Origin of the sequence: Paraburkholderia sp. J10-1 (genome assembly GCF_905220165.1) — a bacterium.
Taxonomy (GTDB): Bacteria; Pseudomonadota; Gammaproteobacteria; order Burkholderiales; family Burkholderiaceae; genus Paraburkholderia.
This window is the reverse complement of the sequence record NZ_CAJMYW010000030.1, coordinates 21,558-34,890: the sequence shown is the minus strand read 5'-3', so window position 1 is coordinate 34,890 and position 13,333 is coordinate 21,558. Positions and strand designations below refer to the sequence as shown.

15 protein-coding genes are annotated in these 13,333 nt (G+C 58.1%); 4 read left to right on the top strand and 11 right to left on the bottom strand.

Features of this window, described 5'->3' with window-relative positions; all coding sequences use genetic code 11:
* Window positions 1-65 precede the first annotated feature (65 nt).
* Window positions 66-506 (bottom strand): potassium channel family protein, encoded by a 441-nt coding sequence (locus tag U5A65_RS38945; RefSeq protein ID WP_321913430.1) that lies wholly within the window; start codon window positions 504-506, stop codon window positions 66-68.
* 427 nt (window positions 507-933) lie between these two features.
* Here U5A65_RS38945 and U5A65_RS38940 point away from each other — a divergent pair, with 427 nt between their 5' ends.
* Window positions 934-1,302, top strand: a complete 369-nt coding sequence (locus U5A65_RS38940) for a hypothetical protein (protein WP_321949544.1) — start codon at window positions 934-936, stop codon at window positions 1,300-1,302.
* Between the two features lie 184 nt (window positions 1,303-1,486).
* Here U5A65_RS38940 and U5A65_RS38935 read toward each other — a convergent pair whose 3' ends face one another.
* The 3 genes from U5A65_RS38935 to U5A65_RS38925 form a co-directional block, all read right to left on the bottom strand.
* Window positions 1,487-1,756 (bottom strand): hypothetical protein, encoded by a 270-nt coding sequence (locus U5A65_RS38935; protein ID WP_321913429.1) that lies wholly within the window; start codon window positions 1,754-1,756, stop codon window positions 1,487-1,489.
* Window positions 1,757-1,790: 34 nt separating this feature from the next.
* Window positions 1,791-2,030: a hypothetical protein gene (locus U5A65_RS38930; RefSeq protein WP_321949543.1), complete on the bottom strand. Its 240-nt coding sequence runs from the start codon at window positions 2,028-2,030 to the stop codon at window positions 1,791-1,793.
* A 308-nt stretch (window positions 2,031-2,338) separates the two neighbouring features.
* On the bottom strand, window positions 2,339-2,440 hold the full coding sequence (locus U5A65_RS38925; RefSeq protein ID WP_321913655.1) for an ion channel: 102 nt from the start codon (window positions 2,438-2,440) through the stop codon (window positions 2,339-2,341).
* Window positions 2,441-2,845: 405 nt separating this feature from the next.
* Here U5A65_RS38925 and U5A65_RS38920 point away from each other — a divergent pair, with 405 nt between their 5' ends.
* Window positions 2,846-3,031 (top strand): hypothetical protein, encoded by a 186-nt coding sequence (locus tag U5A65_RS38920; RefSeq protein WP_321949542.1) that lies wholly within the window; start codon window positions 2,846-2,848, stop codon window positions 3,029-3,031.
* 218 nt (window positions 3,032-3,249) lie between these two features.
* Here the strand turns inward: U5A65_RS38920 and U5A65_RS38915 are convergent, their stop codons facing one another.
* Window positions 3,250-4,158 (bottom strand): YihY/virulence factor BrkB family protein, encoded by a 909-nt coding sequence (locus tag U5A65_RS38915; protein ID WP_321949541.1) that lies wholly within the window; start codon window positions 4,156-4,158, stop codon window positions 3,250-3,252.
* Between the two features lie 717 nt (window positions 4,159-4,875).
* Here U5A65_RS38915 and U5A65_RS38910 point away from each other — a divergent pair.
* A complete protein-coding gene (locus U5A65_RS38910) occupies window positions 4,876-5,289 on the top strand; it encodes a hypothetical protein (protein ID WP_321913426.1) in 414 nt (137 codons plus the stop codon).
* A gap of 168 nt (window positions 5,290-5,457) precedes the next feature.
* On the opposite strand, the gene U5A65_RS38905 is transcribed toward U5A65_RS38910, so the two are convergent.
* From U5A65_RS38905 to U5A65_RS38885, 5 genes are all read right to left on the bottom strand, one after another.
* Window positions 5,458-5,940, bottom strand: coding sequence for a hypothetical protein (locus tag U5A65_RS38905; RefSeq protein ID WP_321949540.1), 483 nt, complete (start codon window positions 5,938-5,940; stop codon window positions 5,458-5,460).
* A 53-nt stretch (window positions 5,941-5,993) separates the two neighbouring features.
* Complete coding sequence (locus U5A65_RS38900) at window positions 5,994-6,410, bottom strand: hypothetical protein (protein WP_321939945.1); 417 nt, start codon at window positions 6,408-6,410, stop codon at window positions 5,994-5,996.
* Between the two features lie 753 nt (window positions 6,411-7,163).
* Window positions 7,164-8,438, bottom strand: a complete 1,275-nt coding sequence (locus U5A65_RS38895) for an APC family permease (RefSeq protein WP_321913424.1) — start codon at window positions 8,436-8,438, stop codon at window positions 7,164-7,166.
* Between the two features lie 628 nt (window positions 8,439-9,066).
* On the bottom strand, window positions 9,067-9,591 hold the full coding sequence (locus tag U5A65_RS38890; protein WP_321939946.1) for a helix-turn-helix transcriptional regulator: 525 nt from the start codon (window positions 9,589-9,591) through the stop codon (window positions 9,067-9,069).
* Between the two features lie 3 nt (window positions 9,592-9,594).
* Window positions 9,595-10,698 (bottom strand): helix-turn-helix transcriptional regulator, encoded by a 1,104-nt coding sequence (locus tag U5A65_RS38885; protein WP_321949539.1) that lies wholly within the window; start codon window positions 10,696-10,698, stop codon window positions 9,595-9,597.
* A gap of 257 nt (window positions 10,699-10,955) precedes the next feature.
* Here U5A65_RS38885 and U5A65_RS38880 point away from each other — a divergent pair, with 257 nt between their 5' ends.
* Window positions 10,956-11,933, top strand: coding sequence for a transporter (locus tag U5A65_RS38880; protein ID WP_321939956.1), 978 nt, complete (start codon window positions 10,956-10,958; stop codon window positions 11,931-11,933).
* 601 nt (window positions 11,934-12,534) lie between these two features.
* On the opposite strand, the gene U5A65_RS41055 is transcribed toward U5A65_RS38880, so the two are convergent.
* Window positions 12,535-12,915 carry an SET domain-containing protein-lysine N-methyltransferase gene (locus U5A65_RS41055; protein ID WP_415766420.1) on the bottom strand — a complete coding sequence of 127 codons (381 nt, stop codon included), beginning with the start codon at window positions 12,913-12,915 and terminating at the stop codon, window positions 12,535-12,537.
* Window positions 12,916-13,333: the final 418 nt, after the last annotated feature.

The following is a 13,333-nucleotide window of genomic DNA, read 5'->3' as shown; positions in this document are numbered from 1 at the left end:
GGGCGCGGCGACACGACAAATCGCCACGTTGATGTCATCGGTTGCCTTGAGGCCTGCTTTCGTGGCTACTCCTGTTGCAGCCGGGCATGATGGTACTTAATCACATCCATGACCGCAGCCGTCATCACCGAGGTCGAGACTCCGAACATAAGGATGCCGTTGGCAGCTTCGATTGGGCCCAGCATGCGCCATTGCTTGGACATGACGATGTCGCCGTAGCCCAGCGTGATGAAATTGACCGCGGAGTGATACAGAGCAGTGGCGAAATCGGAAAACTCACCCAGGAACATGAACAGCGCAGCCCAGATTGCCATTTGGGCGAAATTGCAGAGCAAGGTCAGCAGCATCACGCTTATCAATAGCAGAACGTCCACCCATAGCAGGTCTTGATTTTTGACGTTGCGCCGGAAGCGCGCGTACCGGCGCAGGCAGATGGCTACCACCACGCCTTGCAACAGCAGGCACAGGATCATGGCCGGAGCGGCGGCCAGTATATTGTGGAGCATGGTTGACTCCGTCTTCAGGGGAAGCGTGCAGGAAAAAAAGCGCCCCGTTCGGGACGCGGAAATCGCAAGTTTGAAACGCGCAAACGCGTCCAATCATAGGAAAGCTCGCATATCGATGTCGAATGGCCGGCTGCCGGGGATTCTCTCTACTGGCTAAATTCAGGATCGGAGAAAGCACACTGTGCGACTCGCAGGACGCGCAACGGTCATATGGCGACGCGTGAAGTGCTTGCGAACATCCACTCCCGTATGCGGCCGACGTGCGGCAGTATCCAGCCGGCATTGGGGCCCTTGCGCTGCCCCCCGGCGCTGCCAGTCCATCAAAACTTGGGTACCGAACTATCGACTCTTTCATATACAGCTCGCACCAACATCCCTCGTTGGCAGCTAGCGCGACGTCTCGTTGTCTACATCGAGTCGAGGCCATATGAGCACTATCATGCCGGCGGGTCGTGTCGAACCCGAACGGCGCGAACCAATTCTCAATACGGTCGACCGTGTCTGCGAAATATGTTTTGGTCTGTTCATGGCGCTGACGTTCGTCGACGCCATCAAGGCGGTCACCGCAGGCGAAGACGAGGGGGACAAGATGTTCTTCGCCGCACTCGGATGCAATCATGCGTGGGGCCTCGCCGGCGCCGTGATGTATCTCGTCCGTACGCTCGCTGATCGGGGGCAGCGTCTGCAACTCGCGCAGACCGTCAAGCGCGAGCAGGACCAAGGCGGTCGCCGTACGGGCGTTGCGCGATGCATTGACCGAGAAACTGGCATCGCTCGTCGAAGATGCCGACCTTGAGCGGATCCGCGTGCGCCTCGCGGCCGCCGCGACGCTGCCACCTCGGGCGAATTTCGTCAGGGCGATTTTGTCGGCCTGCTGGGCATCTTTCTGCTTGTTGTTCTGGGAACGTTTCCGGTCGCGTTGCCGTTTCTCGTCGTCAAGGCCCCGACCACACTGCTGCTGGATACTCACGCAACCAGCGCTAATACTTGATGTCCCGTTTCTGCTGGCGACCTTCCTGCTTCGCGTTGCGTTTGTCCTGCCGGCATTGGGAGTTACTCTTCTGGTTTGCAGCCCGGCAGTCGACCTTGCCCGCTCGCGCTTGCTGTTTGGCAGCCTGGTTGACGTTCCTGCCTTGTTGGCGCTGCTGCGACTGGGTGGTGGCCAAAGCAGCGCTCGATAGCGCCATGAGTCCGGCGGTAGCCAGCATTGCGCCCGCCCGCTTCCAAAGTCCGTTTCTTGATTCGACCATTGTCACTCTCCTTCGCGCCTGGTTGAAACCACGATCAGCTGTCGCTGCGCGGCGCCCTGTAAAGCGTCAAGTCCCGGACCGAAGAGGGTGCAGAGACAAGACCAATCAATGCGGCAACAATAGTGCAATCCATGTCGACGCATTCAGCCTCGTTCTGCGATTGGAACGCATTGGCTGAGAGTGTTAGTTCGCGGTCAATCATAATACCGAAATGGCGCCCGCTCGACACAATGCCCGCTAGCAGGCCGAAAAGACGATGAATGGATGATGTCATGCGCGGATTCGGTGTCAATTGGACCTTGGTCCTACAGCATGCAGGGAGGTAGCGGCCTGCCTTGCAAACTCCGGTCCTTCACGGATTTTTTTCGAACGACGTTGGCCAACATTTAGGCCACTGGTCCACCTGAGGCGCGAAGTATCGGGTACGGCCCAGCTTGGCGTCCCGGCGCCCGCCGTGTACTTGCTTTCGCAGCTACTCATCCTGCTGCCGGGCATGATGGTACTTGATCACATCCATGACCGCAGCCGTCATCACCGAGGTCCGCACATGCCGTTGGCAGCTTCGATTGGGCCACGCATGTGTCATTGCATTGACACGACAATGTCGCCGTAGCCCAGCGTGATGAAGTTGACCGCGGAATGGTACAGAGCAGTGGCGAAATCGGAAAACTTTCCCAGGAACATGAACCTCGCAGCCCAGATCGCCATTTAGGCGAAAATGCACAGCAAGGTCAGCAGCATCACAGTTAGCAATAGCAGGACGTCCACCCATAGCAAGTCCTGACTCTTAACGTTACCTCGGAAGGCGTGACGAGCGGCGAGAGCCGACCCAGAGCAGCTTCTTAGACTGGTAGTCCGTCAATGCATGCTTCCGAGGGCACAACTGCCCGCGATGACGATCGAGCAACAATTTGTCGGGACGCTTGCGTCGGGTGTAGCTGGTCGGCGACTAACAAACGCGCTTAGGTCAACCACCCTGAGCAATACTGATCGTGAACTGTAAACCTCAAATTCTTCATTGGGGGGGACGTTGAACCTACACGTTCCTTCCTGAAGTATTCGATTCCGGCCAGGGATCTTGGTCTGGGCGTGGACGAATGGCCCCTGTTCCTCGAAACGAGCATGGGTAGCGGCAAGCCATTCGAGCGCGTGCAGCGGCTGGAAGAGGGTGCCTTGTACCGGCAGGGCAGAGATCATCTCGTCCTGCTTGTGCTTGACCGCAAGGTCTGGTCGGGTCTCTTTCGGGAGAAAATCTTCTCGATGGTTGTTTCTTAACGAAACAGGATAAGCAGTCTTTATTTCACACTCCTCAGAGCAATCCGCCGTCCTGGAAAAGCCGTTTTGCTAAGAGTCGTTTGACATAGCTGCACCGCACTTTGCAGTGTGGCCGGTACAACAGCGAATACTCGCGGAATTCATCGGCACCCCAAAACCGGTGCCACCGCGCCGATTGGTTGAAGCCACAACGAGCATGCTCAACGCGCCGCCGCTGGTCAGCCCGTTTCCATCGACTCGGCTGCAGGGTCGCCGCGCATATCGAGGCGCTCGTATTCGGCGATCAGTTGCGCGCCAAACAACATCAGCGTCGCGAGCGCTTCGAGGCCGAACAGCACAACGATCGCTGTCGTCAGCGACCCATAGACGACGTTCACCTGCGAAAGCTTCGCGAAGTACCAAACCAGCACGCGTCTTGTGATTTCCCACAGAACGGTGGCCGCGACCGCGCCGACGACCGCATGCCGTAGTGTCGTGCGTCCCGCCGGGATCACAAAATAGATTGCCGTTAGCACGAATATCTCGCCCGCAAGGCCGCCCAGATATAGCACGACGCGGGTCACGCCAGTCAGTAACACCCCATGGCCGAACAGATCGATGCTACCGGTCGCAACAGCCCGCAGGCCGCTGGAGACGAGCGTCACGAGCAGCACACCGATACCTAGTGACAGACTGAAGAGATAGGGCAGGATTGCCGACAGCAGGAAGTGCCTTCGCCGGACCTCAACGCGATGCACGAAGATGATTGACAGGGCATTCTCCAGAACCGTGAACGCAAGCGAACTGAAAAAGATCATCGTGATGACGAGGTACCAGCCGACCACGGAGCGATGCTCGAAAAAGGTCGCGAGCTCGCGCACGAGCGTTTTTGACTGCCCCGGTATCAGCCATTCGAGCAGACGTCCGAGCGTGTCGAACAGCAACTGCTCGCCGATGAAGTGACCGAACGCGATTACAACGAGAATGAGCAGCGGCACGATTGACAACAAAGCGTAATAGGCGATCGCGCCCGCGAGCAGCAGCCCCTGGTTTTTACGGAATGCGGTGCAGACCTGGAATATGAATCGCGCTGGATGCGCCGCAACAAAGCGCAACGCGCGCTTGCCTGTCTCATCGGTTGTGTTCACGTCAGGCTCCGCTCGTTCATTGCACTCGCGCCGCCCTCATCGTACGCGTTCAACGCGGCGCACGCAGTTCTCCGAGCAAGCCGCCGCACCGTCACGCCAGGCACCAAGCCATTGCAGTTGCGCGCGGCAGCACCGCAAGCCCGTGCGCCGACAGCCCATCGCGCGCGAGATCCGTTGCATCCGCGCATCACTACCGCGCCTTGCCGCGCAACTCGCCTGTCTTGGCCTCCAACCGCGCGTTACTGGTAGGCGAGCCGATCGTTTCCTTCACGTTTCCAGCAGCTTCGCGGATTGCAAGATCGAACTTGCCACCCCGACCAATCATCGGACACGTTGCGGCAGCCGCACCCAGCCTTGTCCCGAACTAACTATTGCGCCCGCGGGACGGTTGCTTACTGAGCGAAGCAGCCGCCCGAATGTCTGAGTGCGGATGCAGACGAACGACGGCTCATAGGAAGCCCGCCGGTCGTCCCGTCGCGCGTGAGCTACCCGGCCGTGCGTCCGCCGTCGGACTGTGGACGACCCCAAGCGGCCATTACGACTACAGCCCACGAGTGGCCGCTCATCGAACTACTCCCGTCGTCGAGAGGCGCAGCCGAGCTACACTGATACCGAGTCTGGCTTCGGTTAAACAGATGCCTGGTGTGCCGGGCCACATGAACAGAATCGCTTACTATCCTGTCGACAAAACTCATCAAAAGACTACTTGGGCGCATCTTGAGACCTCTTGACGACGAAGCACGGACAGAATTGCTCTGCTTCCTTGTGGTCGGCCAGCTCTTCGCATTCTCACGTGAAGGCGTGTGGATGCGCGCGGATCACCTGATCGAATCGGCGCAGATCTGGTCGAGTTCGAACAGCGCTGAATGCGACTGGCTGGAGCGCGCCAAGCTTGTAGATGCTTCACGCGTGATCGCCAAGCAAGAGAGTGCGCGCCCCTTTCCGACGGACGACGCGGATCTTCATCGATTGTTCGATCTCCAAACTGACTGGTTCCTCGATTACTGTTCGCCCGTCGTCCAGCGGACTCACGCACTCTGCACCGCTTACCTGAAGGCATCCACTAATGTTCGTTTTGGTCACTTAGACTGGGAGTGCGCGCAACTGCGCGAGAAGCTCATCCGGAACTGAGGTCCGAAGACCGGCACACAGCAGGCAGAATGTTTTCATCGATGTCATCTCGTCGTGGGCACCATACCCGCAGATAGCAGCGACATCTAAAAACCGGCAATACGATTACAAACGAGCCGGATGCCAGCGGCTACTTCGCCTGGAATCCCCGGAAGAGCTGTTCTGTAGCTACGTCGCATACAGAACCAAGGCGGCGGAGTACATGTTTTCTATATCGTCGCCATAGGTTGCCTCTTGCAAAGGCTCCCATTTGACCCATCTCTGATTCAGATGCCCATCACCGACGATAACAATAAACTTTTCAATGTTAGTGTAAGTTTTGAAATGATTCACATAATCAGTGATGTTCTTCTTTTGTGAAGCATGCCTTTGGAGACTGAGCGCCGGTCCTTTTCCGTCAAAGCCATAGACCGCATATGCGTTGGCCATAAGATTCTCTAACGCAAGCGCATCCGCGCTATTTATCTTATCTTTAATAATAATAGCGCGAGTATCCTCGAATTCGTCCTTCCTGATTGGCTCATTGGACACCTCTTCTTCCAGCAAGAGGATGTAGCTGTTGGGCTTGAGTTGCCCCAGTGTTTGCACGCCAAATAAAATGCATCCGTCTTTAGTGTGGTCATCACCAATAAATATCAATTTTTTAGCCATTGCCATTCCTTGTAAAGAACACACCGACCTCTTACGAGTTACCGAACGTTGTCTCAAATCGAGCAGATCGTTTCTGAGCCATTCAATGCTAGTGCAAAGTTCAGGGGATTGTCGGCATTCTGCCTTGCGCGGTGCGCGACGCGCCGAACAGCCTGCGCGCGGTCATAGATGTGGGGGGCAGCGGCCGGATCGCCGCCACCCATCCGCAGGTAGGCTCGCGTCGTGTTCGTTCTGGCAGCCCTCTGGTTACGCGGCACTACGCGCGTTGGCAGAGCTTCGCAACTGTGATTGTTGGATCTTCGAATGCCTGGATAACTCGTGAGAGTTGATGGACGGTTTCCTGGGTTCGGTAAAGAAGCTTGTCGCTGTCCTTGCAGGCAGTAGACGGCAAACAGCTGTTCCGCCCACAAGAGCTGATTGACATTGTCCTGTGTTGGATTGGCCATCACTTTGCGGGACGCGTCCAGCATGTCCTCGGCGTATTCCGAGGGATGGCGTTCTAGGGAAGACTTGTCTCAGCCCCGATGGATCGGCGGCGCGGGGAGGCGGGCGCAGTTCGTTGTGGCGCTGGCAGAAGGGGAAGGTGAAGTGAGCCCATCGTTGTTTGGCTCGGTGACTTCGAACGGCACAAGCATTGCGTGCCAGATGCGGGATGTAAACCAGTAGACGACACGAACTAAACGATGCTGTCAACGAGCGCCTGGCACCTGAAAATCGGTGGCAGGCGCGGGTGAGATCGAGGCTGATAGGTTACGCGCCAGGCCACACCTCCTAAAAGCGTTTCGGTCTTCTGCGAGAAGGGTTGGCGGGGAGGCCAACCTCCTCCATGAAACGCTTCTAAGCCCCGGGGGAGAAACGCTTCTGTTTCTCAAGGACACGTGGTCTACTAGTCTTCCGCCCCGGTGCCAGCGCGAACGTCTGTTGATTGATACGGAGCTGCCGTTTGAATGGCCATCTGAGCGTGCGGGCGAACGGCCGCATCTGGCCGTCCAGCGCCCTACGGTCGGATGCGACGATCGTCTGCAGCGCGCATTTCACGCAAAAGGCATAACCCAACGTATTGCGGCCCTTAAGCCAACTGACGGTGCTACCGCAGAGCGGACGGCCGCCAAGATAGCCTTGCCATGCAATGACCGCAGAACATGTTCGCGCTCGCTATATCGTCCGTCATGTTTGCGAGGTAACAAAATTAGGCCAGGTGAACTACTTTCCCGACACTCTCGCTACGGCCCCTCCGAAGAAAGGTGTCGAGATGGCGCTGTGACGAACTGACACAGCATCCCCAGTATCAGCAGGGCAATCGGATAAAGAATCGTATAGCTGAAGCCGGCAAGGAGGAAACCGCTGGACAGCAGTGCGAGCGGAGCTAAAAGCCATCGCTGTGCTCTGCGTCCAGTCTTCCAGAAAGCAAAGATACACACCAGATAGAGCACCAGGAAGTTCTGGTTGGCGACGATCAGCAGATCCGGTACATCTAACTGAAAAACGGTCGACGCTGCCAGGACAATCAAAAAGCAAGCGGCCAGTAACAGAATCGCGTTGCGCGGAGTGCCTTGACGGTCTACGCGCGCGAAGACTTCAGGCAGAAGACCGCTCCTTCCGGCAGCGTAGAAAAGACGACTGGCAGCGAAAACCCACGCGTTGGCTGTCGCCTGAATGATCGCAAGCGTCATGAGTGCGAAAGCCGGTTGCCAGCGTGACGGAATGAGTATGGCGATGCCGTCCGTCGTGTTCACGGACGCACCTTCAACCGATGCGCCGTTTATGGTCCCTGCCAGCAGGAAATACAGCACCACCACCACGAGATAGCTGAGCAGATAAACGCGCTTGATCGTTCGCTGCGGTTCGCGGAACTCTTCGAGACCGAACGAGACGTTCTCCCAGCCAATGAATGCCCAGAAAAGCAAAGCGCTTGCTTTCCATACCTGTGACAGCGTCATGCCCGCCCAGTCCGGACGCGTCCACAACGCTATGCCGGCGTCGAGATCGGCGCGCCTCAACACGCTCAGCACGAGTACGGCAGCGACGATGAATATCAACGAAAGTGAATTGACGAATGCAGTCGTGCGAATCCCGGACAGATTGAATGCCAACGCAATGAACAGAATCGATGCCGACACGGGAACGAGCGCGCCCGGACGAAGCCCGAAGGCCACAAGCGCATAACTTGCGCCGATAATCGACTGGGCGGGAACGGTAAGCGGAAAGGTGCCGCACATGAGGGCCGCGACGGCGAACTCCGCACGTTTTCCGAGTGCTGCCTCCGCGTAACGCGAAACGCCGGCAGCAGAGGCGTCACGCGTGCCGAGAATAGCGAATATCCACACCAGCGGAAGGCAGGCGATCGCGCACGCCAGCCATCCGAACGCTGCGGCTTGCGGCGAAACAAGCCGAAGCGCAAGGCCCGGTAAACCGAAGATGCCAGACCCGACGACCATTCCGACAGCCAAAGCCGTGCCCCCGAACAGCGATAATTGCCGACGTAGTCCAGCGGCCATATCTTCTCCTTAGCCGGCGGTCTGATGCACGGCCACAACGCAGTCATCGATGCCCGCAAGCGGGCGCCTGTTCGATTGGCCTTGCGGTGCAGTAAAGAGGTCCAAAGCCCACCGGCGATGAAGCGTTCGATACAACGTTCTCAGCGCAATCGCTCTGCATGGGGCCGCCAGCGTATCCGGGCAAGCTGGAACGCAGCATCGTCGCGGGATGCGGGGTCTGGCGCGAGGGAGCAATACAGATCGGGCATGCACAACGCGAGCGCGCTATCTACGATGCCGGGCGATGCCTCTCGGTCGGCAGGCCCGGATGGATGAAAACTGACTGAGGGAAACGGCAGCGGCCGCAATACGTATGGCCCGTACGAACCGCTCAGCATGTCGTCATCCTCTGCCGCATGCATGGCACATACCGTCAGCGAAGCGCACGTCAGACAGGCGCACGCGACGGCCTGCATCGTTTTGCTTGCGTTCACGATGTCCGCCTCATTCATTTCTCGCCTTGCCAGTCCTCTTCACTGGCTTCGACTTGTGCGAGTCGTGAGCCAAGCTTATCTGCGTGCGCGATAGCTCGGCCCCCCTGCGCAGGGGATATCCATGCGAACGGCCATGCGGAAACGAAAAGATGACGCTACGAGAGTTTTCTTCTGAGCGCGTTACGCGAATGGATGCCGAGTTTCTCGTAGATCCGGCGCGCGTGATCGATCACGGTGCTTTCCTTGATACCCAGCACGCGACCGATTTCCGCATACGATGCGCCGTTCAGAATTTCGATACACACGCGCCGCTGGCGTGCGCTCAGCCCGTACTGTGATGCGATCGCATCGATCGCATCGGCACCGTTCTCATAGTGATCGATGCAGACGGAGATAAGGGCGGTTTCGCGGGTCGGGCGCAGGCCTTTCAGCGGATAGGCGCGCACCACGAAGCGTCCGGCGGGCGTGATGCGCTCGACCGGTTGGGGGGGAATGGGGCGTCTCGCAGAAGTGCCATCGAGCTCGTGCAGAATCGGTGCGAGCCAATCAGGCAACGAGGTCGCCGTCGCGCCATCCTCGGTTCCGCGGTCGGCGAGGGCGAGCAGACGCGCGCTGCCGGCATCCAGCCTCACGATTCTGCCGGTCCAGTCGACGAAAAATATCCCCGAGCGAATTGTCACAAGCTATTCGGCCAACACTGAATCCCCAAGCGACGGGAAGCGCGTGTGGAGTGCCGCGCGGTCGTGGATCTCGAGTTTGCGGAACATCTCGCGAGCATGGGTGACAACCGTGCTTTCGCGGATCGCCCTGCGTCGCGAGACCTCCGCGTAAGTCAGGCCCTCGAGAAGGTCGCCGCAAAGATCTCTCTGACGTTCGCTTAGCCCGAACCGGAAACCAAGCGTTTCGACCTGCAACGCAAGCGGCGGATAATGCTCGACATGAACCGCGATCGTAGGGAGATCGCCATTCGATGCATGCTCATCGAAGCAATACGCGCGGATGCGGAACAGGCCCGTCGAATTGCGCCGTACCATCAGGCAAGGTGGCCTGTCCTGCCCATTCCAAAGTGCAACGAAGTTGGCGATCAGTGCCCGCAGCCAGAGCGGTACTTGTTCTCGTCCACAAAAGCCAGGTGGTCCGCCGTTCGCGAGGGCGACGCACTGAAGCGCCTCGGGGCTCGCAAGCAGCAGCTTGCCTGTCGCGTCGGTAACAAGGACACCCGATGATCCGCTCGCAGCGTAGTCCGTTACCGGCGTGTCTGGCGCAGTCAGTGCGTGCGCGAGATGGGTGCGGAAGATCGCGAGCGTTGCTTCGTCATGCTCGGAGAACGGACGGCTTCCGGGCGGGCGCTGTAACTGAATGGCGCCCCAACCCCTGCCGTTATACGACGCGGTTTGCTCCAACGCGTGGCGGATGCCGAGCGGGCGCATGATGTACTCATAGCCCGCGCCTTCGAAGACAGCATGGCCATACCAATCCGTATTGCCGTATCCGCGGCCTCGGCGCATTGCGTCGCTGAAGCGCACGCCGAGGACGTCCTGCGCCGGCGAATTATGGATCTCCGCTAAATATTGCGGCAGGACGTCGAAGAACGCCGGATTCTCGCTGTAGACGTCACTGAGTTCGAATTGGGCGTCGGCGAAATAAAAGAAGCCCCATTCGGCGCGCACAAGTTCGCGCAGCGCGGCTACGACCGGCGGAATCACAACTTTGGGGTTCAGGCCACTTGAACAAAGACGGCGCACATGCGCACCGAGCGCCGCGTTCTTGCGGTTGCTATTCATCATGTCCTGCCTGCCCTTCGGAAAGGTCTCCGCATGCTTTCAATCACGTTAGTACATCAAACCGGGAACTGATAGGAAAAATCATATGTTTTCGAATTGCCTCGGATGTAGTCGCGTGAAATTGCGCAAACGCTGTCAATACGACCTACCGTGGTGCACGGTTGAAATGCGTAACTAACGTCTGGCTTGCATTTTTCTAAACTGGTTTGAATACTGAATGCTCAACGCGACGCTTCGCGACGAGGAGCACACCTTTGTCAATGCGATTTTTATGCGCCGTGCCGACCTTTGTTTTCGTTGCATGGATCTCGACCTACGGCGTGACCTGTCCGGCTGCAGAGGCGATTCGCCCGGCCGGGCCAATTGGTGGAACGGACATACAACAGGCGCTGCTTCCTCCACCAGGTGTTTATGCCGCCGCGGTCGTCGTTCCCATCAATTTCTTCTCGTTCTCCACGAGCCGGGGTGCGACCCCTGCGTCCGGACATAGCCTCGATGCCGGTGTCGCAGTGTTGTGGGTGTATGACCTGCATCTATTCGGCGGAAGCATCGCGTCCTCCGTCTCACTTGCCTATGGGCATAGCTGCTTCCAGCTAGAACAGCAGCCGCGCTTTTGCTCGAAAGCGGGTCTCGACGACAGTTATGCCGACGTGTTCGTCTGGAGTCGCTTTTTCCCTTCAAAAGAATTTGACTCCGCGCGTAACCAGGTGAGTCGCATTCCGTTTGGTCTCGCAGTTCAGGCTGGACTGGGGATCATGTTTCCGACGGGCACGTATGATCCGAACCGCGTCGTCAACAATAGCGCGAACTTCTATGATTTCGCGCCGAACATTGCCTTAACCTATAACGTGCGTAGCCTGCTCGGGGAGCGCCTGGGAGACGCGACTGAGTTCAGCATGCGCATCTGGTTCAACAACTACACGCAAAATCATTCGACGCATTACCAGACCGGCCGCCTCCTCAACGTGGATTTCGCCATCACCCAGCGCATGGGCCATTGGCAATTCGGATTCACCGGCACAGCATTCAAGCAGATTGAGGACGACAAGATAGCCGGCATCAACGTGCCTGATGGCGGTGCGCGTTCGGACGGCGTTGCGATCGGACCGCTGATCTCGTATAGCTTCGTCGCTCACGCGCGTCCGTGGATCATCACGCTAAAAGGTCTGTACGCCGTTTCCGCGACAAATACCGCATGGCCGCGCGGCGTCGTCCTGCGTGTGGCTACGCGATTTTAGTGTCGGCACTCGACTAAGAACGGTGGTTCCGTTCCGGCCACCTGTTCACCCGCCAAAACCGTCCAGCGTCATCCCATGAGGTAGATCGCGACCACAACGAAGCGCGAGGTAATAATGTTATTGAACGATCGACTGAGCCAAGTATGCCTTCACACCAGCGAAGCTGGTGCGGGGCGCGCGAAACCATGCTACATCGAGATTCGTGCCGCCGCTCTTCGGCGCGCTTCTCTTGGGACAAAACCGGCGGACTTGTGCCGGCGTTGCTGTCGCAGGACAACCTTCTTCAGGGCCGCTTAGGTTCAGAATGCTGCCGGACCCGCAGTTCCGGTGGTGACATTCGCAAACCGGCGTCGACGAACGTCAGCTCTCGCCGCCATCGAGTTGGTCTTCGCGCTGAGAGCGGCCCTCCGGCCAGGCCGCCACGACCGACCGAGATTTAGCCGATATGGGACGCTCAGATTTTCTCTTTTAATGACTGTTCATGGCCGAAAGTCAGAGGTCGACAAACCGCGTTGGTAAGGCGCCGGGATCCCGAACTTCCGTAGTCGACGGCGGATTCAACCGGTCGATGCAACGCTTGGCGCCACTGCGGCCGCGTACTTCAGGAGCGACCCTGTCGTGCCTTTCGGCGGAACCTCTCGCGCGTAGTCGATGAACACTCCTCGCCGGGCTGGAAGAGCCTCGTTGCTTCGATATACACGCGGCCCGATTCTTCAACGGCTTCGCAGGTTGCCGCGCAGGCATGGTTGAGCCAGGGTGTGCCGTTGCCGCCACGACAGCCATCGATGACATGACCACTGGACAGGCCAAACAGGAAGGTGTGACTGGTAGCGTACGAAAAGATCCGTTTCTTGAGGGCACCCCTACCCACGCCAGTGGCCCCCGCAGCGAACTGGCATATGGACTTGCCTGGAGCCGCGTTGAGTACTGGAACAGTGTCTGGTGCTGCAGCAAAGGCTGGCACCGTGCCGGAGAAGGCCATAATGGCGAAAAACAAAGTGTGTGGCGGGATAGTTTTTCATCTTCTCGGGTCACGGAGTGTGTCGGGGAGGGTTTACAGCGCTCGCGTCAACGGTCAGCGCATCGGGGATTTCAACGCTTTGCAGGACGATTGCCCGTACTGCAATGATCGCAGACGGAAGTGCCCGCACGTCACCGCCATGTGTGAAATTCAGATTGTTACGCTACTGTGGAATTTGACAGTCAGTGTCCATAGACCACGATGGATCTCGTAGTGACGAATGAGAACCGTCGTCAACTCGAGAATTTCCAACGGCGCAAGTAACGTTTCGTCTGCTGACAAGCTGGCGTTCCTAACGGGTGGATGCAAAGAACCGCACTTGCTTCGCCGGCAAATCTCACTGACGTTGCAAGGCACGGTCCCTGCTGATCGTGTGTCA